Source organism: Pulveribacter sp., assembly GCF_032079985.1.
Lineage (GTDB): Bacteria > Pseudomonadota > Gammaproteobacteria > Burkholderiales > Burkholderiaceae_C > Melaminivora.
In genome coordinates, this window is record NZ_DAMATK010000001.1 from 46273 (window position 1) to 65864 (window position 19592).

21 protein-coding genes are annotated in these 19592 nt (G+C 68.2%); 18 read left to right on the top strand and 3 right to left on the bottom strand.

Annotated elements, in window-relative coordinates:
- Nucleotides 1–161 precede the first annotated feature (161 nt).
- The 14 genes from RT282_RS00220 to RT282_RS00285 all read left to right on the top strand — a co-directional run bounded on the left by RT282_RS00220 (nucleotide 162) and on the right by RT282_RS00285 (nucleotide 13432).
- Complete coding sequence (locus tag RT282_RS00220; RefSeq protein WP_063599498.1) at nucleotides 162–2171, top strand: conjugal transfer protein TraG; 2010 nt, start codon at nucleotides 162–164, stop codon at nucleotides 2169–2171.
- A complete protein-coding gene (locus tag RT282_RS00225; RefSeq protein WP_063598502.1) occupies nucleotides 2168–2632 on the top strand; it encodes a hypothetical protein in 465 nt (154 codons plus the stop codon). The genes RT282_RS00220 and RT282_RS00225 overlap by 4 nt, the downstream gene beginning before the upstream one ends.
- Nucleotides 2629–3681, top strand: coding sequence for a P-type conjugative transfer ATPase TrbB (gene trbB / locus RT282_RS00230; protein WP_313233462.1), 1053 nt, complete (start codon nucleotides 2629–2631; stop codon nucleotides 3679–3681). Before RT282_RS00225 ends, trbB begins: the two co-directional genes overlap by 4 nt.
- The gene (locus RT282_RS00235; protein WP_313233464.1) at nucleotides 3678–4055 is read left to right on the top strand and encodes a TrbC/VirB2 family protein; all 378 of its coding nucleotides are present in this window, start codon (nucleotides 3678–3680) and stop codon (nucleotides 4053–4055) included. The genes trbB and RT282_RS00235 overlap by 4 nt, the downstream gene beginning before the upstream one ends.
- A complete protein-coding gene (locus RT282_RS00240) occupies nucleotides 4052–4324 on the top strand; it encodes a VirB3 family type IV secretion system protein (protein WP_313233466.1) in 273 nt (90 codons plus the stop codon). Before RT282_RS00235 ends, RT282_RS00240 begins: the two co-directional genes overlap by 4 nt.
- A 12-nt stretch (nucleotides 4325–4336) precedes the next feature.
- The gene (trbE, locus tag RT282_RS00245; protein WP_313233467.1) at nucleotides 4337–6811 is read left to right on the top strand and encodes a conjugal transfer protein TrbE; all 2475 of its coding nucleotides are present in this window, start codon (nucleotides 4337–4339) and stop codon (nucleotides 6809–6811) included.
- On the top strand, nucleotides 6808–7563 hold the full coding sequence (gene trbJ, locus RT282_RS00250) for a P-type conjugative transfer protein TrbJ (RefSeq protein WP_063598507.1): 756 nt from the start codon (nucleotides 6808–6810) through the stop codon (nucleotides 7561–7563). Before trbE ends, trbJ begins: the two co-directional genes overlap by 4 nt.
- An 11-nt stretch (nucleotides 7564–7574) precedes the next feature.
- The gene (locus RT282_RS00255; protein ID WP_313233469.1) at nucleotides 7575–7874 is read left to right on the top strand and encodes a hypothetical protein; all 300 of its coding nucleotides are present in this window, start codon (nucleotides 7575–7577) and stop codon (nucleotides 7872–7874) included.
- Nucleotides 7871–9220: a P-type conjugative transfer protein TrbL gene (gene trbL, locus RT282_RS00260; RefSeq protein WP_313233471.1), complete on the top strand. Its 1350-nt coding sequence runs from the start codon at nucleotides 7871–7873 to the stop codon at nucleotides 9218–9220. The genes RT282_RS00255 and trbL overlap by 4 nt, the downstream gene beginning before the upstream one ends.
- An 11-nt stretch (nucleotides 9221–9231) precedes the next feature.
- Entirely contained in the window at nucleotides 9232–9936 is a 705-nt protein-coding gene (trbF, locus tag RT282_RS00265) for a conjugal transfer protein TrbF (protein ID WP_313311043.1), read from the top strand.
- The gene (trbG, locus tag RT282_RS00270; protein WP_313311044.1) at nucleotides 9933–10925 is read left to right on the top strand and encodes a P-type conjugative transfer protein TrbG; all 993 of its coding nucleotides are present in this window, start codon (nucleotides 9933–9935) and stop codon (nucleotides 10923–10925) included. Before trbF ends, trbG begins: the two co-directional genes overlap by 4 nt.
- A gap of 2 nt (nucleotides 10926–10927) precedes the next feature.
- Nucleotides 10928–12187 (top strand): TrbI/VirB10 family protein, encoded by a 1260-nt coding sequence (locus RT282_RS00275; RefSeq protein ID WP_063598512.1) that lies wholly within the window; start codon nucleotides 10928–10930, stop codon nucleotides 12185–12187.
- Nucleotides 12184–12429 (top strand): DUF2274 domain-containing protein, encoded by a 246-nt coding sequence (locus RT282_RS00280; RefSeq protein WP_063598513.1) that lies wholly within the window; start codon nucleotides 12184–12186, stop codon nucleotides 12427–12429. The genes RT282_RS00275 and RT282_RS00280 overlap by 4 nt, the downstream gene beginning before the upstream one ends.
- 271 nt (nucleotides 12430–12700) lie before the next feature.
- Nucleotides 12701–13432, top strand: a complete 732-nt coding sequence (locus tag RT282_RS00285) for a hypothetical protein (RefSeq protein ID WP_313311046.1) — start codon at nucleotides 12701–12703, stop codon at nucleotides 13430–13432.
- Nucleotides 13433–13608: 176 nt separating this feature from the next.
- Here the strand turns inward: RT282_RS00285 and RT282_RS00290 are convergent, their stop codons facing one another.
- The gene (locus RT282_RS00290) at nucleotides 13609–14052 is read right to left on the bottom strand and encodes a hypothetical protein (protein ID WP_313311047.1); all 444 of its coding nucleotides are present in this window, start codon (nucleotides 14050–14052) and stop codon (nucleotides 13609–13611) included.
- A gap of 122 nt (nucleotides 14053–14174) precedes the next feature.
- Between RT282_RS00290 and RT282_RS00295 the strand changes: the two genes are divergently transcribed.
- The 3 genes from RT282_RS00295 to RT282_RS00305 all read left to right on the top strand — a co-directional run bounded on the left by RT282_RS00295 (nucleotide 14175) and on the right by RT282_RS00305 (nucleotide 16505).
- Nucleotides 14175–15179: a LysR family transcriptional regulator gene (locus RT282_RS00295; protein ID WP_312756920.1), complete on the top strand. Its 1005-nt coding sequence runs from the start codon at nucleotides 14175–14177 to the stop codon at nucleotides 15177–15179.
- A complete protein-coding gene (locus RT282_RS00300; RefSeq protein WP_313311048.1) occupies nucleotides 15176–16021 on the top strand; it encodes a metallophosphoesterase in 846 nt (281 codons plus the stop codon). The genes RT282_RS00295 and RT282_RS00300 overlap by 4 nt, the downstream gene beginning before the upstream one ends.
- A gap of 61 nt (nucleotides 16022–16082) precedes the next feature.
- Nucleotides 16083–16505 (top strand): universal stress protein, encoded by a 423-nt coding sequence (locus tag RT282_RS00305; protein WP_312756916.1) that lies wholly within the window; start codon nucleotides 16083–16085, stop codon nucleotides 16503–16505.
- A 15-nt stretch (nucleotides 16506–16520) separates the two neighbouring features.
- Here the strand turns inward: RT282_RS00305 and RT282_RS00310 are convergent, their stop codons facing one another.
- Together RT282_RS00310 and RT282_RS00315 are read right to left on the bottom strand one after the other, a co-directional pair.
- Nucleotides 16521–17150: a TetR/AcrR family transcriptional regulator gene (locus RT282_RS00310; protein ID WP_313311049.1), complete on the bottom strand. Its 630-nt coding sequence runs from the start codon at nucleotides 17148–17150 to the stop codon at nucleotides 16521–16523.
- Between the two features lie 86 nt (nucleotides 17151–17236).
- Nucleotides 17237–18148, bottom strand: a complete 912-nt coding sequence (locus RT282_RS00315; protein ID WP_312756912.1) for a LysR family transcriptional regulator ArgP — start codon at nucleotides 18146–18148, stop codon at nucleotides 17237–17239.
- Nucleotides 18149–18235: 87 nt separating this feature from the next.
- Here RT282_RS00315 and RT282_RS00320 point away from each other — a divergent pair, with 87 nt between their 5' ends.
- The gene (locus RT282_RS00320) at nucleotides 18236–19582 is read left to right on the top strand and encodes a D-amino acid dehydrogenase (protein WP_313311051.1); all 1347 of its coding nucleotides are present in this window, start codon (nucleotides 18236–18238) and stop codon (nucleotides 19580–19582) included.
- Nucleotides 19583–19592 lie beyond the last annotated feature (10 nt).

The window sequence follows — 19592 nt, forward strand, 5'->3', positions numbered from 1 at the left end:
CAACGCGCCCGCGTTCGCGGCGTTTTTATTGTCTTCGCCCCTGCAAGAAATCTGGCCTTTTCAGCCTGAATTACCGCCATAACGGCCTTTGACCGGCCTGCGCACGCGCCTTGATCCTCCGTGCTGCGGCACCTCCGTGTGCCGTGATTGGAGGCAAGGTCATGCAAGGGACGAACGTGCTGTTCGGTCAGATTGCCGTTGTATTCGGCATCGTGATCGCCGGCGTGTGGGCAGCCACACAATGGACGGCAGCAGCCCTTGGCTATCAAGTACGCCTTGGCTCGCCCTGGTTCGATTTCCTGGGCACGCCGGTCTACCACCCGTGGCGGCTGTTCGAGTGGTGGTTCTTCTTCGACGCCTACGCGCCCCGTGTTTTTGACATCGGTGGTGCGATTGCCGGTGGCAGCGGCCTTGTCGCCGTGCTGGTCGCCATCGGCATGTCGATCTGGCGTTCGCGCCAATCACGCCTCGTCACCACCTACGGCTCGGCACGCTGGGCGAACGCGGATGACATTCGCAAGGCTGGGTTATCGAGCCCGGCGGGCGTCTTCCTTGGCCAACACCACGGCCAGTACTTGCGGCACGAAGGCCCGGAACACGTCCTGACCTTCGCGCCGACGCGCTCCGGCAAGGGCGTCGGCCTGGTGGTGCCGACGCTGTTGAGCTGGCCGGCGTCCGCCGTCGTCCACGACATCAAGGGCGAAAACTGGCAGATCACTGCCGGCTGGCGCTCGCGCTTCTCGCACTGCCTGCTGTTCAACCCGACGGATGCGAAGTCGGCGGCCTACAACCCGCTACTGGAAGTTCGACGCGGCGCGCACGAGGTGCGCGACGTACAGAACATCGCGGACATCCTGGTCGATCCCGAAGGCGCGCTCGAACGCCGCAACCATTGGGAGAAGACTTCGCACGCGCTGCTGGTCGGCGCCATCCTGCATGTGCTGTACGCAGGCGAAGACAAGACGCTGCGCGGCGTAGCGAACTTCCTCAGTGATCCGGCTTGCCCGTTCGAGGTGACGCTGCACCGGATGATGACCACGCGGCATCTGGTGAGTGTGGAAGGTGGTGGCCCGCATCCGGTCGTCGCCTCGGCTGCGCGTGAAGTCCTGAACAAATCCGACAACGAACGCTCGGGCGTGCTGTCCACGGCCATGTCGTTCCTTGGCCTGTACCGCGACCCGACGGTAGCCGAAGTCACGTCGCGCTGCGATTGGCGCATCGCCGACCTGATCGCCGCCGAACATCCGGTGTCGTTGTACCTGGTGGTGCCGCCCTCGGATATTTCGCGCACCAAGCCGCTGATCCGTCTGATCCTCAACCAGATCGGGCGGCGCCTCACCGAATCGCTGGACGGCTCCGACGGCATCGAGCGCCGTCACAAGCTACTGCTGATGCTCGATGAGTTCCCGGCCCTGGGGCGCCTGGATTTCTTCGAGACGGCCTTGGCCTTCATGGCGGGCTACGGCATCCGCAGTTTCCTCATCGCGCAAAGCCTGAACCAGATCGACAAGGCGTATGGGCAGAACCACTCGATTCTGGACAACTGCCATGTCCGGGTGACGTTCGCCACGAACGACGAGCGCACGGCCAAGCGCATCTCCGAAACCCTCGGCACCGCCACCGAGCTGCGCGCGCAGCGCAACTACGCCGGCCACCGGCTCGCGCCGTGGCTGGGGCACCTCATGGTGTCGCGCCAGGAGACGGCCCGCCCGCTGCTCACGCCGGGCGAGGTGATGCAGCTACCGACCGACGAGGCCGTGGTGATGGTATCCAGCGTGGCACCGATCAAGGCCAAGAAGTTGCGCTATTACGCGGACACCAATTTCAAGCGCCGCGTGCTGAAGCCGCCTGTGCTGGCTGCCGGGCGCTATGCCGATGTTCCTCCGGCACGCGCTGACGATTGGAGTGGCCTGGCGATTCCCGCTGTTCCAGCCGCCCCGGCTACCGAAGCCGTCGAGGGCATCGGCAGCGCCGACGACGGCGGCCCACGCCGCCAGCCCGAGCTTTCCGAAACCGTCGCCTACGACCCCGAGTTGGCCACCAGCACTGCCGACCTCGGCCTGCTCGATGACGACGACCTGCCGCTTCCCCTTCCTCGCCAGCTTGATCCGGCCATGCAGCGCACGGCCCGGCTGGCATCCCTCGACCCCAACGACGGAATCGAGCTATGAGCCACTACCGCCTGAATCTCTTTATCCAGCCCGAGCACGCCCAGCGGCTCGATGAACTGGCCGCCAAGAAAGGCGTGTCCAAGTCATCCATCGTCGCAGCGGCGCTCGCATCGTGGCTGTCGCCCGATGCGGCCGACCAGCGCGAGGCGGCCATCGCCAAGCGGCTGGATCGCCTGTCGCGCCAGGCCGAACGCATCGAGCGCGACCAGAACATCGCCATCGAAACGCTGGCGCTATTCATCCGCTATTACCTCACGGTCAGCACGCCGATTCCCGAGGCGCACCAAGACGCGGCCCGCGCCCAGGGCAAGGCGCGCTTCGAGCAGTTCACCGAGCAGCTTGGCCGCCACCTGCTGCGCGGACGCAGCCTGGTGCGTGACGTGGTGGAGGAGTTGCATCCCGACATCACGACCATGGCGGATGCGGCGGTACGGGCCGAAACGCAGGAGCGTGTGTCATGAGCGCCGTTCCCCAATCCATGACCACCGCCGCGCTCGACCGGCGCATCCAGATGCTGCGCACGGCGATGGGGCCGTTGATCGCCGCTGCGCTCGAAGACCCGGACGTGGTGGAAATCATGCTCAACCCGGATCGCACCCTCTGGGTGGATCGCCTGTCCTCGGGGCGCGCGCCGATGGGCGTGGAGATGCCCGAGGCAGATGGCGAGCGAATCATCCGCCTGGTCGCGGCCCACGTCGGTGCAGAAGTCCATCGCGGCCAGCCGCTGCTATCGGCCGAGCTGCCCGAAACCGGCGAACGCTTCGAGGGCATCTTGCCGCCCGCCGCGCCGGGGCCGGCCTTCGCGCTGCGCAAGCGGGCCATCGGCGTGATCCCGCTGGAGCGGTACGTCGTGGACGGAATGATGACCACCGCCCAGGCGGGCTTTCTGGTGCGCGCTGTGCGCGAGCGCCAGAACGTCCTGATCGCCGGGGCCACCAGTAGCGGCAAGACCACGCTCGCCAATGCCTTGCTCGCCGAAATCGCCGCCACCGGCGACCGCGTGCTGGTGCTCGAAGACACGGTGGAACTGCAATGCGCGGCCCGCGACCACGTACCGCTGCGCACGCGCGCTGGCGTGGTGTCGATGACCGAGCTGGTGCGCTCGTCCATGCGCCTGCGGCCGGATCGCGTCGTGGTCGGCGAGGTGCGCGGCGCCGAGGCGCTGGATCTCATCAAGGTGTGGGGCACCGGCCACCCCGGCGGCATCGCCACGATCCACGCCGGCTCCGCGCTCGGTGCACTGCTGCGCCTGGAGCAACTGATTCTCGAAGTGGCGGTGAACCCGCCGCGTGCGCTGATCGCCGAGGCGGTCAACGTGGTGATCCACATCGCCGGACGCGGACGCAAGCGCCGCATCGAGAGCATCGCCCGCGTCGTCGGCTTTGACGGCGTGGGCTACCAACTGGCGGACGCGCTGGAAGCGCCGTTTCCCGAGCTGCCGCCACTTCCCGATGCCGCACCCGCTGCGGCGATTTCCCCGTCCCCTGACCAACCTGGAGAACTGCCATGACGCAGATGATCGTTCCTGCTTTCCGTTTTTCTGCAAATCCGGCTTTGCGCCTGCCCACGCTGTCGCGGCTGCACAGCCTGGGCCGCCCTGCAGCGCAAGGGCTGCTGCTGTTCCTGGCCGGCACGGCGCAGGCCGCCGGCTCCTCGATGCCGTGGGAAGGCCCGTTGCAGTCGATCTTGGAGTCGATCCAAGGGCCGGTAGCGCGCATCGTGGCCGTCATCATCATCATCGCCACGGGCCTCGCGCTGGCCTTCGGCGACACATCGGGCGGCTTTCGCAAGCTGATCCAGATCGTGTTCGGCCTGAGCATCGCCTTCGCCGCATCCTCGTTCTTCCTGTCGTTCTTCAGCTTCTCCGGCGGAGCTGTCGTATGAGCGGGCCTGACACCTTCGCGGCCGGGTTCGAGGTGCCGCTGCATCGCTCGCTGACCGAGCCGATCTTGATGGGCGGCGCGCCGCGCACCGTGGCGATCGCCAACGGCACGCTGGCCGCCGCTGTTGGGCTGGGCCTGCAACTGTGGATTCCCGGCGTCGTGCTCTGGATCGTCGGCCATGCGCTGGCGGTCTGGGGTGCGCGCCTTGACCCGCAGTTCATGGCCGTGTTCGCTCGGCATATCAAGCACCGCCCATTGTTGGACGTGTGAGGGGACGCCGCCATGCTGAACCTCGCCGAATACCGCCAGCGGCCCGCGCTGCTGGCCGACTGGCTGCCCTGGGCCGGGCTGGTCGCGCCGGGTGTCGTCTTGAACAAGGATGGCAGTTTCCAGCGCACGGCCCGATTCCGCGGGCCTGACCTCGACAGCGCCACACAAGGCGAACTGATCGCCACTAGCGCACGGCTGAACAACGCGCTGCGCCGGATGGGCTCGGGCTGGGCGCTGTTCATCGAAGCCGAGCGCCGCGCTGCCGCCGGCTATCCGCACTCGGAGTTTCCCGAGCCGCTGTCGTGGCTGGTGGACGAGGAACGCCGGGCAGCGTTCGAGGAATCGGGCAACCATTTCGAGAGCGGCTATCACCTGACGCTGGTGTACCTGCCGTCCGAGGAATCCCACGCCCGCGCGGCGGGCATGTTGTACGAGAACCGTCCCACCGAAGGCGTGGACTGGCGCGAGCGCCTGACCGCCTTCGTGGCGGAAACGGAACGGGTCTTTGACCTGCTCGACGGCGTGATGCCGGAAATCGCTTGGCTGGACGACAGCCAGACGCTGACCTACCTGCACGCGGCTATCTCGACGCGGCGCTACCGTGTGGGCGTACCTGAAGTGCCGTTTCACCTCGATGCGCTGCTGGCCGATGCCCCGCTGGTCGGCGGCCTCGCGCCGATGCTGGGCGACCAGCACCTGCGTATTGCGACAGTGCGGGGCTTCCCGACCTCGACCTGGCCGGGGATTCTGGACGACCTCAACCGCCTGGGATTTGCGTACCGCTGGAGTACGCGCTTTCTGTGCCTCGACAAATCCGAGGCGGAAAAAGAACTCGCCCGCCTGCGCCGCCAGTGGTTCGCCAAGCGCAAGAACGTCATCGCACTGCTGCGCGAAACGATCTTTCAGCAGGAGTCGCCGCTGGTGGATACCGACGCCAGCAACAAGGCCGCCGACGCGGACGTCGCCTTGCAGGAGCTGGGCAGCGATCAAGTGGCCTTCGGCTACCTGACGGCGGCCGTCACCGTCATGGACGAGGACGCCGGCGCAGCCGACGAGAAGCTGCGCATGGTGCAGCGCGTCATCCAGGGACGCGGCTTCGTCACCATCCCCGAAACGCTCAACGCCGTGGATGCGTGGCTGTCGTCCATTCCGGGTAACGCCTATGCCAACGTGCGCCAGCCCATTGTCTCGACGCTGAACTTGGCGCACTTGATGCCCTTGTCTGCGGTATGGGCGGGGCCGGAGAAGAACAACCACCTCGACGGCCCGCCGCTGATCGTCACGCGTACCGATGGCGCGACGCCGTTCCGGCTGGTGACGCACATCGGCGACGTGGGCCACACGCTGGTAGCGGGGCCGACCGGCATGGGCAAGTCGGTCTTGCTCGCCACGCTGGCGATGCAGTTCCGCCGCTATCGCGGCTCGTGCATCTTCGCCTTCGACATGGGGCGTTCGATGCGCGCCACGATCCTCGGGCTGGGAGGCGAGCACTACGACCTGGGCACGGATGGCGAAATCGCCTTCCAGCCACTTGCTCGCATCGACCGCGAGGGCTACCGCACCTGGGCCGCGGAATGGATCGAAGGACGCTTGCTGCACGAGGGCGTGGCGGTCGGCCCGGACGAGAAGGCGGCCATCTGGTCGGCGCTGCAAAGCCTTGCCGGTGCGCCGGTGGAGCAGCGCACAATGACCGGGCTGTCCGTGCTGTTGCAGAGCAATGCGCTGCGCCAGGCGCTCGCGCCGTATGTGCTCGGCGGTGCGCACGGCAAGCTGCTGGACGCCGATCACAACCGGCTGGGCATGGCCGACGTGCAGTGCTTCGAGATGGAGGAGCTGATGCACAGCAAGGCCGCCGTCATGGCCGTGCTGCACTACCTCTTTGCGCGCTTCGACGAACGCTTTGACGGTGCACCCACGCTGCTGATCCTTGATGAGGCATGGCTGTTTCTCGATGACCCGGTGTTTGCCGCACGCATCCGGCAGTGGCTCAAGACGCTGCGCAAGAAAAACGTCAGCGTCATCTTCGCCACGCAGAGTCTGGCCGACATCAAGGATTCGAGCATCGCGCCAGCAATCATCGAGAGCTGCGCCAGCCGCATCTTCCTGCCGAACCCACAGGCGACCGAGCCGCAGATTCGCACGATCTACGAGGGTTTCGGACTGAATTCGCGCCAGATCGAGATCGTCGCCACCGCGCAGCCCAAACGCGACTACTACTACCAATCCCGCCTCGGCAACCGCCTGTTCGACCTTGACCTGGGGCCGGCGACGCTGGCCTTCGCGGGCGCTTCCACGCCGCAAGACCAGCGCGACATGGACGCGGTGCTCGCCGCAGCCGATGCCAGCTCCGCAGCGTCTTCCCCGTTCGCAGCCGCCTGGCTGCGCCATCGCGGCCTCGATTGGGCGGCCGACCTGCTGCCCTCATTCCCCGGCCTCGCGCCGGGCTCCGTCCGTACCGCCAACCACTCACAGGAGAACCAGCCATGAAACTGCATACCCCCAAGCTCGCCGCATTGACCGCAGCCTGCGTGCTCGCCTTCGGCATCGTGCAGCCCGCGCACGCGCTGTTCGGCGTCGGCGACATCGTGCTCGACCCGACCAATCTGGTGCAGAACACGCTCACCGCCGTTCGCACCTTGGAGCAGATCAACAACCAGATCCGCCAGCTCCAGAACGAAGCGCAGATGCTCATCAACCAGGCCCGCAACCTGGCAAGCCTGCCGTCCAGCGTGGTGGGCCAGTTGCGCGCGAACCTGGCGACCACCCAGCGGCTTATCGCGCAGGCCAAGGGCCTGGCCTACGACGTGACGAGCATCGACCGCGAGTTTGCGCGCCTGTATCCCGAGAAGTACGCCGCCACGGTGAGCGGCAATCAGATGTACCTCGATGCACAGGAGCGTTGGAAAAACACGCTCAACGGCTTGCAGACCACCATGCAGATGCAGGCACAGGCATCGCAGAACCTGAGCGACGACGAAAGCTTGCTGGCCGACCTCGTGGGCAAGAGCCAGTCGGCAGAAGGCGCGTTGCAGGCGATGCAGGCCATGAACCAGTTGCTCGCCCTGCAAGCCAAGCAGTCGATCCAGACGCAGCGGCTCCAGATCACACAAGACCGGGCCGCTTCGCTGGAGCTGGCGCGGCAGGCCGCGGCCACGGAGCGCGGGCGCGAGGTGACGCGCCGCTTCCTGGGTGAAGGCACGCCGTACACGCCGCAGCCCGTCAATTTCTACAACCGCTGAGGGGGACGGCCATGAAGAACGCGCCCGTCCTGTTCGCTCTCGCGTCCCTGCTGGCCAGCTGCGACCGGCCGCCTTCGGTGGATGCGCTGGCCGCCGACCCGTCCCGGCTGCACGCGCTGCGCACGCAATGCTGCGCGGGCGAGCACGGCGGCGCGTTCTGCGCGCAGGTGGCCCAAGCCGACCTGCGCCGCTTTCTCTCCGGCAAGGCCGGCCCCGGTGAGTACCAGACGCTCGCTGACCTGCCGCCGATTCCGCCCAGCTTCGATGAACCCGCCAATGACAACGGGCCTGGGCAGGAGAACTCGCCATGAATGACGTGACCATCATCGACCGCTTCCTCGATACGTTCTCGCGCTACATCGACTCGGGCTTTGGCCTGCTGCATGGCGAGGTGGCGTTTCTGACTGCCACGCTGATCGTCATCGACATGACGATCGCCGGCCTGCTCTGGGCGATGGGCCATGCCACCGGCCAGGGCGAGGACGTGATCGCCAAGCTGATCCGCAAGGTGCTCTACGTCGGCGCCTTCGCCTACATCATCGGCAACTTCAACTGGCTGGCCGGCATCGTGTTCCGTTCGTTCGCGAGCCTGGGCCTGACGGCAAGCGGCTCGACCTTGAGCATGGAGAATTTCCTGCAACCGGGCAGGCTGGCCAAGGTCGGCATCGACGCCGGGGCGCCGATCCTCAAACAGATCGGCGACATGGCGGGATTCCCCGAGGTGTTCGTGAACATCACGCCCATCGTCGTGATGTTCCTCGCGTGGCTGATCGTCCTGCTGTGCTTCTTCGTGCTGGCGATCCAGCTTTTCATCACGCTGATCGAGTTCAAGCTGACGACGCTGGCGGGCTTCGTTCTGGTGCCGTTCGCGCTCTGGAACAAGACCGCGTTCCTCGCTGAAAAGGTCTTGGGCAACGTGGTGTCGTCGGGCATCAAGGTGTTGGTGCTGGCCATCATCGTGGGCATCGGCTCGGGCCTGTTCGCCGAGTTCCAGGTGCAGCCAGCCGAGCCGTCCATCGACCATTCGGTCGTCGTCATGCTGGCCTCGCTGACCCTGCTGGCGCTGGGCATCTTCGGGCCGGGTATTGCGACCGGGTTGGTTTCAGGTGGCCCGCAGCTTGGCGCGGGCGCGATGGCCGGTGCCGCGCTGGGCGCGGCCGGCGCTGCGGTTGCCGTGGGCGCAGCGGCCACGGGCGTCGGTGGCGCCGTCGCAGCCGGCGCACGCATGGCCCCGGCTGCGGCCAAGCTGGCCGGCAGCGGTGCTCGCGCGATGGCATCGACCGCCGGCAGTGCCAAGTCGGCATATCAGGCCGGCTCGGCTTCGGCGGGCGGCGGCCTCAAGGGCGCCGCCGCCGGCGTGGGCAATGTCGCCAAGACCGGCGCGCAAGCCGCCGGGCAGAAGGTTGCCGATGGCGCACGCTCGATGAAGGAGCGTGTCGCTGCCGCCTTCCGGCCCGATGACGCCGCCGCGTCTGGCGGCCCGCAGGGCGCAGCCGATTCCGCAGCGCCTGCCGCTGCCGAACAGCCCGCCTGGGCCAAACGCCTGCACCGCAGGCAGCAACTCACCCACGCCGCGACCACCGCCGCCCACACGCTGCGCGGTGGCGATGGCGGCAGCTCCAGCCAAGGCCCGAGCCTGCGCGATTCCGATTCATAAGGAGACGAACCATGCGATTCAAAAGACCCCAAGTGCGCTACGCCGACACGCCGCAGCCAGCCACGCCGTACCAAGCCGCCGGCCAGGTGTGGGACGAGCGCATCGGCTCGCCGCGCGTGCAGGCGAAGAACTGGCGCTTGATGGCCTTCGGCTGCCTCGCGCTCGCGCTGCTGATGGCCGGTGGCCTGGTCTGGCGCTCGGCGCAGTCCATCGTCACGCCCTATGTGATCGAGGTCGATCAGGCTGGGCAGGTGCGTACCGTGGGCGAAGCCGCCACGCCGTACCGGCCCAGCGATGCCCAGGTGGCCTACCACCTGGGCCGCGTCATCGGCCTGGTGCGTTCGCTGTCCATCGACCCCATCGTGGTGCGGCAGAACTGGCTCGATGCCTACAACTACACCACCGACAAGGGCGCCGTGGTGCTCAACGACTACGCCCGCATGAACGACCCGTTCGCGCGCATCGGCAAGGAGTCGGTGACGGTGCAGATCACTTCCGTGACCCGCGCCAGCGACACGTCGTTCAACGTGCGCTGGACGGAGACGCGCTACGTCAACGGCGCACTGGATCGCACCGAACGCTGGAACGCGGTGATTTCCATCGTGCAGCAGACCCCGCGCACCGAGCAGCGGCTGCGCAAGAACCCCTTGGGCATCTACGTCAACGGCCTGTCGTGGAGCCGCGAACTCGATTCATCCGAAGGAGCCAAGCCATGAATCCGTATTTCCGTAAATCCGTTTTGCCGCTGATCCTGCTGGCAACAAGCGTCTTGTTTGCAGGCTGCGCCACGCAAGGCACGCCGCCGCCGGTCATCTCGCTGGATGAGCCCGTGCAGGCCCAGCCGCTGCCCGAGGCACCGAAGCCGGTGGAGGTCGTGACCGTGCCCGAGGTGTTGCCGATGCCGGCGCAGATGAAGCCTGTAGCGGACGCCAAGCCTGCGGCGGAGCCCGCCGACGAAACCGTGCGCGTAGCCCGCGCCAATGCCGAGGCGCGCATTGCGCCCACGCGCGAGGGCTACGTCAATGCCATTCAGGTCTGGCCCTTCACTGATGGCGCACTGTACCAGGTCTATGCGGCCGTGGGCCGCGTGACTGTGATCGCGCTCCAGCCGGGCGAAGAACTGGTGACGGTCGCCGCTGGCGATACCGTGCGCTGGATCGTGGGTGACACATCGAGCGGCAGCGGCGATGCGCTGCGCGTCAATGTGATGGTGAAGCCCATCCGTTCGGGCCTGAAGACCAATCTCGTCATCACGACCAGCCGCCGGACGTACCTGCTGGAGCTGACCTCGACCGAGAAGACGTGGATGGCCTCGGTGTCCTGGGAGTACCCCAAGGACAAGATGCTGGCCCTGCAGCGCCAGGCGCAGGCAGCGAGCGCCGCTGCGCCGGTCGATACCGGCTTGTCGCTGGAGAAGATCCGTTTCCGCTACGCGGTCAGCGGCAGCAATCCGCCGTGGAAGCCGCTGCGCGCTTTTGATGACGGGGAGAAGGTCTACATCCAGTTCCCGCCGGGCATTGCCCAGGGCGAGCTGCCGCCGCTGTTCGTGATCGGCGCGCAGGGTGACGGGCAGTTGGTGAACTACCGATTCCGCTCCCCGTACTACATCGTGGATCGGCTGTTCGGCGCGGCCGAACTGCGCCTGGGCGGGGACAAGGGCGACGTGGTGCGGATCGAACGCACGGATGGCACGCGGAGGAACTGACCATGAGCCAGGACGACATTTCTGACCATGCCGCGCCGCAGGCCGGCAAGGTGGCGCCCGAGGCAATGGCGCTGCGCGCGCAGCCGCGCCCGGTCACGCGCCTGAACCGGCGCACGTTGGCCATCCTCACCGGCGGCCTGTCGGTCGCCGTGCTCGGCGCCACGATCTGGTCGTTGCAGCCGCATCGGCGCAATGCGGGCGAGCAGACCGAGCTGTACAACGTGGATCGCGTGTCCAAGTCCGAAGGGTTGGACGGCCTGCCTTCGGACTATTCCAAGCTGCCGCCGAAGGTGCCGGAGCTGGGGCCGCCGTTGCCGGGCGACCTTGGCCCGGCCATCGTGAAGTCTCAGCAGCCCGTGACACCGACCTATGCGCCGCCGGGCCACGACCCGGAGGATGCGCGGCGCAAGGAGGCCGACGCTGCGGCGGCCTCGACGGTGTTCTTCCGCGCGGGCCAGCAGGGCAAGGCCGCAGCGCCTGCCGCTACGGCTGTGCCGGGCGGCGCCTTGGCGGGCTTCGACCCGCTCGCCGCTGGGCCAGCCTCGACGGCGGCCCAGCCATCCGACCCGACTGCCGTGCAAAACCGGCAAGACCAGAAAGAGGCTTTCCTGAAAGGCGGTTCTACGGAAACTCGCAATTCCGGCAATCTGCAAATGCCGGCCTCGCCCTACCAGGTGATGGCCGGAACGGTGATCGCGGGCGCGCTGGTGACGGGCATCAAGTCCGACCTGCCGGGCGACGTGATCGGCACGGTGACGGAGCCGGTCTACGACTCGGCCGCGGGAAAGTTCCTGCTGATCCCGCAGGGCTCGCGCATCCTGGGCAAGTACAACAGCCAGGTGAGCTATGGGCAGAGCCGCGTGCAGGTGGTGTGGAACCGCATCATCCTGCCCGACACGTCTTCGCTGAAGCTCGACAATCTGGCAGGCACCGACCCGGCCGGCTACGCCGGCCTGGAGGATGGGGTCGATTGGCATTGGGATCGCGTCTTTGCCGGCGCGGCGCTGACCACGCTGCTGGGCGTAGGCGCCGAGTTGGCCGCACCACAGAACCGGCAGAACGGCAACCGCGTCATCATCGCCGGACAGGGCAGCTTGCAGGACAGCGTGAACCAAGTCGGTCAGGAGATGACCCGGCGCAACATCAACATCCAGCCGACGCTGACCGAACGGCCGGGCCTGCCGGTTCGCATCATCGTCAACCGCGATTTGGTGCTGCGGCCGTACCAGCCGCTTTTCTTCAACAGGGGGGCAATGCGATGAGCACGACCAAGAAGCTGCGGCTGGGGCCGCTGCCCAATACCGAGAGTGTCAAGCTGACCTTTGCTTGTCCGGCCAGCTTGAAGGCCGACCTCGACCGCTACGCCGCGCTGCACGCGCAGGCGTATGGCGAGGTTGTAGATGTCGAGAAGTTGATCCCGCACATGCTGGAGGCATTCATGGCGGGGGATCGTGGATTCAGGAAAGGAACGAGCGCCAAGGTCGTCCCTCAGAAACAGACCTGACGACCTTGTCGTTCCGGGGGGCAGTTGGGCTACTATGGAGAAAGGCAAGTCGGCCTGCTGTTGGGAAACGTACCCGATGCAACGCGCCCCGGCTTTCTCCCTCGTCGCTCTTATGTGGCACCTAGCCCACAACGCAGCAGTCAATCCAAACTGCCCGAAACAGAGCTAACCTAACGTCCCATATAGAGTTTCAAGCCCTGGGCAATTTTCACTCAGGGCTTGACACGAGAAATTTTTTGTGCCGCCGCCCATTGCGGGTAGGCTCGCCCGCATGCCCACGCGCCGCCCCGTTCTCGCTGCCGCCACCGCTGCCCTGCTGCTGACCGCCTGCGGCGCGCCCGCACCCACGCACCGCGGCGAGGTCCAGGGCGACGGCGCCAGCGTGCAGGAATGGGGCCAGTCCGACATGAACCGCGTGGCCACCGTGGCCATGCGCGAGAACCTGCTGGCCCTGCACCGCCTGGCCGACAAGCTCTACCGCCGCAACCCCGCCGAGTGGCGCCGGGGCGGCGCCGCCAGCCGCGAGCAGGCCGTGGCGCGGCTGCGCAGCGCCACCCTCCAGCGCAGCGGCTGGCCAGCGCTGGGGCAGCGCCGCGACATCGACGCGCTGGCGCTGGCCCTGTCGCCGGGCTACGAGGGCGACCGCGTGGCCGGCTTCCTCTACGCCGTGGCCGACATGCTCATCACCGCCCACGGCGGCAAGACCGAGTTCTATCTGCTCGACGGCCAGGACGCGCAGCACCTGTACAACGCCGCGCGCAACCTGGAGGTCGCCGTATGGATGCTGGCCCAGCGCCGCGGCGCCGGCGGCGCGCCGCTGCTGCTGGCCGACGAGATCAACGGTGCCGAGCGCAACCTGAGCTACGAGCGCGAGTTCGGCAAGATCATCGCGCGCCTGGACCTGCTGGCCCAGGTGTCCACCGAGAAATACCGCCGCGCCGTCATCGGCTACGCCCAGGGGGTGGCGGGCGGCACCTTCTTGCAGTTCCTGCCGGTGCGGTGAGCGTCGGCCGCCGCGCTCACAACGCACAACGCCCCGGCCGTATCGCTACGGCGGGGGCGTTGGGTTGCTATGCAAACAGGAGCTGTCAGCGCTCGACCGACAATGGATTGACAGTCAAATGACCTGCAAATCCTTATACAGACAGCGCAAGCAGCTCACCTTTTTGCAGCATCCGCTCAGAAGCGGTAGCGGCGCATGTCGTCCACGGCGATGCCGTTCATGGCGCGACTCAGGTCGGCCATGAGGCGGGCGTCGTGCAGGGCGGCGTTCCAGGTGCGCTCGTCTTCCTGAGCGCGGCGGCGGGCCTCGGCCCAGCCGCGGGCGCCCTGGCGCAGCAGGCCCACCACGCGGCGCGCAGGGGCTGCCAGCAGCGCCAGCGAGGCGAAAGCCACCAGCCACAGCACCATCCAGGCGGCCAGCAGGTGGCCGTCGGCCCAGGCCTCGATCATTTGTGCGGCCACCACCATCAGAGCCGCAGCCACGGCCGCCAGCACCAGCGAGGACGCGCCGCGCAGCCCTTCACCGCCAAGCCGCAGGTGCTTGACGGCCTGCATTGCCTCTTCCACACGCTGCACACCCATGTGCACGGCAGAACCTTGGGTATATGCAAAACTCGTCATCATCTTCCACTCCTTGATGGGCCCGCGGTCGTCGTTTCAAGCGGGCCATGGCGCAATACTAGGGTTTTCCCTAGATTTATTCAACTTTATATCTTGAATCTAGACTATTCATCACAGTGATGATGAATCAGACACCCAACTTCCGCACGCTGGACCTGAACCTGCTGCGCGTGTTCGACGAGGTCATGGCCGAGCGCAACCTGACGCGCGCCGCCGACAAGCTAGCGCTCACCCAGCCGGCCGTCAGCAACGCGCTGCGCCGCCTACGGCGCGCCCTGGGCGACGAGCTACTGGTGCGCAGCGGCGCCGGTGTGGCGCCCACGCCGCGCGCGCTCAGCCTGTGGCCGGACGTGCGCCAGGCGCTGGCGCAGCTGCAGGAGGCGCTGGCACCGGGCGAGTTCGAGCCGGCGAGCGCCCACACCAGCTTCGTGCTGGCCATGGCCGACGCCACCGGCGCCACGCTGATCCCGCCGCTGGTGGAAATCATGGAGCGCGAGGCCGCCGGTGTGTCGCTGCGCCTGGTGCCGCTGACCACGCGCGACCCGCGCCGGCTGCTGGAGGACGGCAGCGTGGATCTGGCCGTGGGGCACTTTCCCGCGGCAATAGCCGACCTGACGGCGCGCGCGCAAAGCGAACAGCCCGTGGCCTTCGACAGCCAGCGCCTGTACGACGGCGAATACGTCTGCGTCATGCGCGCCGACCACCCGCTGGCGCGCACGCCTCTGAGCCTGGACGCCTACTGCGCCGCGCGCCACCTGCTGGTGAGCTTTTCCGGCAAGCCCTTCGGCTTCATCGACCAGGCCCTGGCCGGCCTGGGGCGCGAGCGGCGCATCGTGCTCACCGTCAACCAGTTCTTCACCGCCGGGCGCGTGGTGGCCGCCAGCGACCTGCTCACCGTGCTGCCGCGCCACTTCGTCGGCGTGGCCAGCCTGGGCGGCGAGCTGGTGTGGCGCCCCCTGCCCATGGCCGTGCCCAGCGTGCACGTGGACGCGCTGTGGCACCGCCGCCGCCAGGCCGAGCCGGCGCACCGCTGGCTGCAGCAGACGCTGGCGCGCGCCGCCCGCCGCGCCGGCACGCCGCTGCCCTTTTCCACCTCCACCGCCCCCGACGAACCGGAGCCGACGTGAACATCCAACTGCTGTCCGACCTGCACCTGGAAACCCAGCCCCAGTTCGCCGCCAGCCCAGCGCAGGGTGCCGACGTGCTGGTGCTGGCCGGCGACGTCGGTTCCTACCAGCGCGGCTCGCGTCTGGATGACGACGACTTCGGCCTGGCGCGCTTTTCGCCGCTGCCGCAGTACGGCGGCTGGCCGACGCCGGTGCTGTTCGTACCCGGCAACCACGAGTACGACCTGCTGGACTTTGACGCCACGCACGAGCGCCTGCGGTCCACCTGCGAGCGCCTGGGCCTGATCTGGCTGGAGCGCGAGAGCTTGGTGCTGGACGGCGTGCGCTTCGTCGGCACCACGCTGTGGAGCGACTTCGACGCCATCGCGGACGCGCAAGGCCTGCCCGAAGGCCCGGCGCGCGCGCAGCAGCGCACCAAGGCCTTCCGCGCCGCCAACTACTACCTGGAAAAGGCCGGCGGCACGCGCCACGGCCAGCCCTTCCTGGCTGCAAGCGTGCGCGAGCAGGGCCTGGCCTGCCAGGCCTGGCTGCGCCAAGCGCTGGCCCAGCCCTTTGCCGGGCCCACGGTGGTGGTCACGCACTTCGCGCCCAGCCTGCGCAGCGCTGACCCGCGCTACGGCCTGTCGCCCGGCACTGCCGGCTTTTGCAACGCCCTGGATGAGCTGCTGCCCAGCGCCGACCTGTGGCTGCACGGCCACCTGCACGCCCCCAGCGACTACGTGGCCAGCGGCACGCGCGCCGACGGCACGCCCTGGCGCTGCCGTGTGGTGGCCAACCCGCTGGGATACCGAGGCAAGGGCGAGCAGCGCACGTTCCAGCCGCACTGCGTGCTCACCGTATGATCCGCCGCGGAGGTGGCGCGCGCCCGCGCCGCCCATGAGGACCTTTGGGAGAAACAAGCACATGAACATCCTGCTCGCCGTGGACGGCAGTCCCTACACCAAGAAGATGCTGGCCTACCTGGCCGCGCACAACGAGATGCTGGGCACCTCGCACACCTACACGGCCCTGACCGTGCAGCCCCCGCTGCCCCCGCGCGCCCGCGCGGCCCTGGGCAAGGAGGTGGTCGAGAAGTACTACCAGGAAGAGGGCGAGAAGGTGCTGGCCACGGTGTCCAAGTTCCTCGCCCGCCACGACGTGGAGGCACGCGCCATGGTCAAGGTGGGCTCGGCCGGCGAGACGATTGCCAAGGTCGCCCAGTCGGGCAAGTTCGACCTGATCATCATGGGCACGCACGGCCACGGCGCCCTGGGCAAGCTGGTCATGGGCTCGGTCAGCACGCAGGTGCTGGCCAAGTGCAGCGTGCCGGTGCTGCTGGTTCCCTGAGCTTTTTTCTGACGCTCAGCGCGAGCGCAGGCCATCCAGGCAGGTCTGCACGGCCCAGCCGATGACCTGCTCCTTGTCATAGGCGCCGCATTCGCGCAGCAGGGCCACCATGGGCTCGGCGGTGCGCGCCAGCAGGGCGCACAGCGCAACGTCTGCCGGCAGGTCGGCGCGCAGCTGGCCGGCGGCCTGGGCGGCCTCGATCCACTCCACCAGCGTGGCGCGCAGGGACTGCTGCGCCTGCTGGTAGGCGTCGCAGCCGCGCAGCGCCTGCGCCAGCGCCGAGTGGCGCGGCGCCAGCCACAGCGTCACCTCATGGCCCAGCTGCCACTGCAGCTGCCAGTGCAGCAGCGCCTGCAGCCGTGCCAGCGCCGGCAGCTCGGGCGCCAGGCCGTGCACGAAGGCCTGCAGCTGCTGCATGCCGTGCGCCATGGCGGCGGCGCACAGATCGTCCTTGCCGGCGAAGTGCTTGTACAGGCTGGCCTTGGCGATGCCCACGGCGGCGGCCACTTCATCCACCGTCATGGTTTCGAAGCCCTTCTCGCACAGCAGGCGGCTGGCTGCCTCGACGATGGCGTCCTCGCGCGCGCGGTGCATCTGCGCCTTGAAGGACAGGCGGGGCGGCTGCGCGGTTTGGGGGGTGCTCATCGCACCATGGTAGTGCCGCCGTGGCGCGCCGGCCCGAATGCCCGCAGAAGCCCCACGCGGCGCAGCGCCATCGGCGCGCGCGGCGGCTACTGCACCAGCGCCTGCGCGGCCCCGGCGGTCAGGGCGTCGGCCAGGGCGTCCAGCACCTCGGACTGGAGGTTCCAGGAATGCCAGTACAGCTGCACCGCCACAAAGTGCCCGGGCGCCAGGTCCAGCAGCCGGCCATCGGCGATCCAGCTGCGCGCCAGCAGCTCCGGCACCACGCCAACGCCCCAGCCGGCGGCCACGGCGCGCACCTGGCCCTCGGAACTGGGCACGAACACCCGGCTGACGGCCGCGCGCTTCAGGCCAAAGGTGCGCATGATGAACTCGGTCTGCATGTCGTCCTTGCGGTTGAAGGAGACGAAGGGCACGTCGCGAAAGCTGTGGCTGGTCAGGCCCTGCGGCAGGTAGCGCGCGGCGAACGCAGGCGCGGCCACGGCCACGTAGTGCATGGCGCCCAGCGGCAGCACGCGGCAGCCACGCAGCGCGGCCTTGAGCGTGGTCACGCAGCCCAGCACCTGGCCGGAGCGCAGCCATTCCTGCGTGAAGTCCTGGTCGTCGGCAATGATCTCCAGCGGCAGCCGCTCGCGCACCAGGTCGGACAGCGCGTCCAGCGCCCAGGTGGCGATGCTGTCGGCGTTGATGGCAATCGCGATGCGCTCGTCCTCGCGGGCGCCGCCGCGCGCGCTGGGCGCCAGATCCTGCAGGTCGCGCTCCAGGTCGGCGCGCAGCAGGCGCAGCTGGCGTGTGTGCTTGAGCAGCAGCTGCCCGGCGCTGGTGGGCTTGAGCGGGCGGCTGCGCACGATGAGCACCGAGCCGACCTGGGCCTCCAGCGCGCGCAGGCGCTGCGAGACGGCGGACTGGGTGATGTGCAGGCGCTGGGCGGCGCGTTCGAAGCCGCCCTCCTCCACGATGGCGGCCAGGCATTCCAGGGCGGCGGGGTCGAAGGTGCTCATGGCCGCGGATTATTAGCGCATCTGATGAATTTCGAAGAAGGTTAATCAGGCTTTTGTTTACGCGGCCCTTCTCCGACACTGCGCGCCATGAACACCATCGTCCTGGGCGCCGGCATCATCGGCATTTCCACCGCCTGGCACCTGCGCGAGCGCGGTCACGAGGTCACCGTGGTCGACCGCCAGCCCGGCCCCGCCCTGGAGACCAGCTACGCCAACGCGGCGCAGATCTCCGTCAGCTACTGCGAGCCCTGGGCCAATCGCCAGGCGCCCTGGAAGGCGCTCAAGTGGATGTTCGACCACGAGGCGCCGCTGCTGTTTCGCCCGCAGCTGGACTGGGACCAGTGGCGCTGGGGCTTGAAATTCCTGGCACAGTGCAACGATGCGGCCTTCGCCCGCAACGTGCAGCAGATCGTGGCCCTGGGCGCCTACAGCCACGCGGCGCACAAGGAGCTGATCCGCGCCACCGGCATCGAGTGCCACCGGCTGGAGCGCGGCATCGCCCACTTCTACACCGATCAGAAAGCCTTCGAGGAAGCCGGCGCCGCCGTGGAGCTGATGCGCCAATACGGCGTGCAGCGCCGCCTGGTCAGCCGCGACGAGCTGCTGGCCATCGAGCCGGCCTTCAGCCCCTACCGCGAGCACATCACCGGCGGCACCTTCACCAGCACCGACGAGAGCGCCGACGCCCGCGTATTCACCGAGCGGCTGGCGCAGCGGGCGGCGGACCGGGGCGTGCAGTTCCTGTACGGGCACGAGGTGCGCGGCCTGCAGCGCGACGGTGACACTATCAAATCAGTAGCTGTCCGCGCAAGCCAGGCGGGCGCTGGAGGCCAAAAAGACCAGATATTGCAGGCCGATGCCATCGTCGTCGCCTGCGGCAGCTACAGCGCGCCGCTGCTGCGCGGCGTGGGCGTGGATCTGCCCATCTACCCGGGCAAGGGCTACAGCGCCACCTTTCCCATCCTCAGGCCCGAGGCCGCGCCCATGGTCTCGGCCATCGACGACGGCAAGAAGATCGCCATGAGCCGCCTGGGCAACCACCTGCGCGTGGCCGGCACCATCGAGCTGGCGGGCTTCGACCTGTCGCTGGACAGCCCGGTGGCGCGGGCGCGCTGCCACATGCTGTCGCGCCGCATCGAGGAAATCATGCCCGGCGTGTGCGACACGCGCACGCCCGAGCAGGGGGGCAACCCGCAGTACTGGTGCGGCCTGCGCCCGGCCACGCCGACCAACATTCCCTTCATCGGCCAGACGCCGCTGCGCGGCCTGTGGGTCAACGCCGGCCACGGCACGCTGGGCTGGACGCACGGGGCCGGCTCGGGCAAGGCCCTGGCGGAGCTGATCAGCGGCGAGCGCCCGGCCATGGCTTTCCGCTTCCTGGGCGAGGACGTGCAGGCCGCCCGGCCGGTGCTGGCGCAGCGCGCCTCGGCCTGAGCGGGCGCCC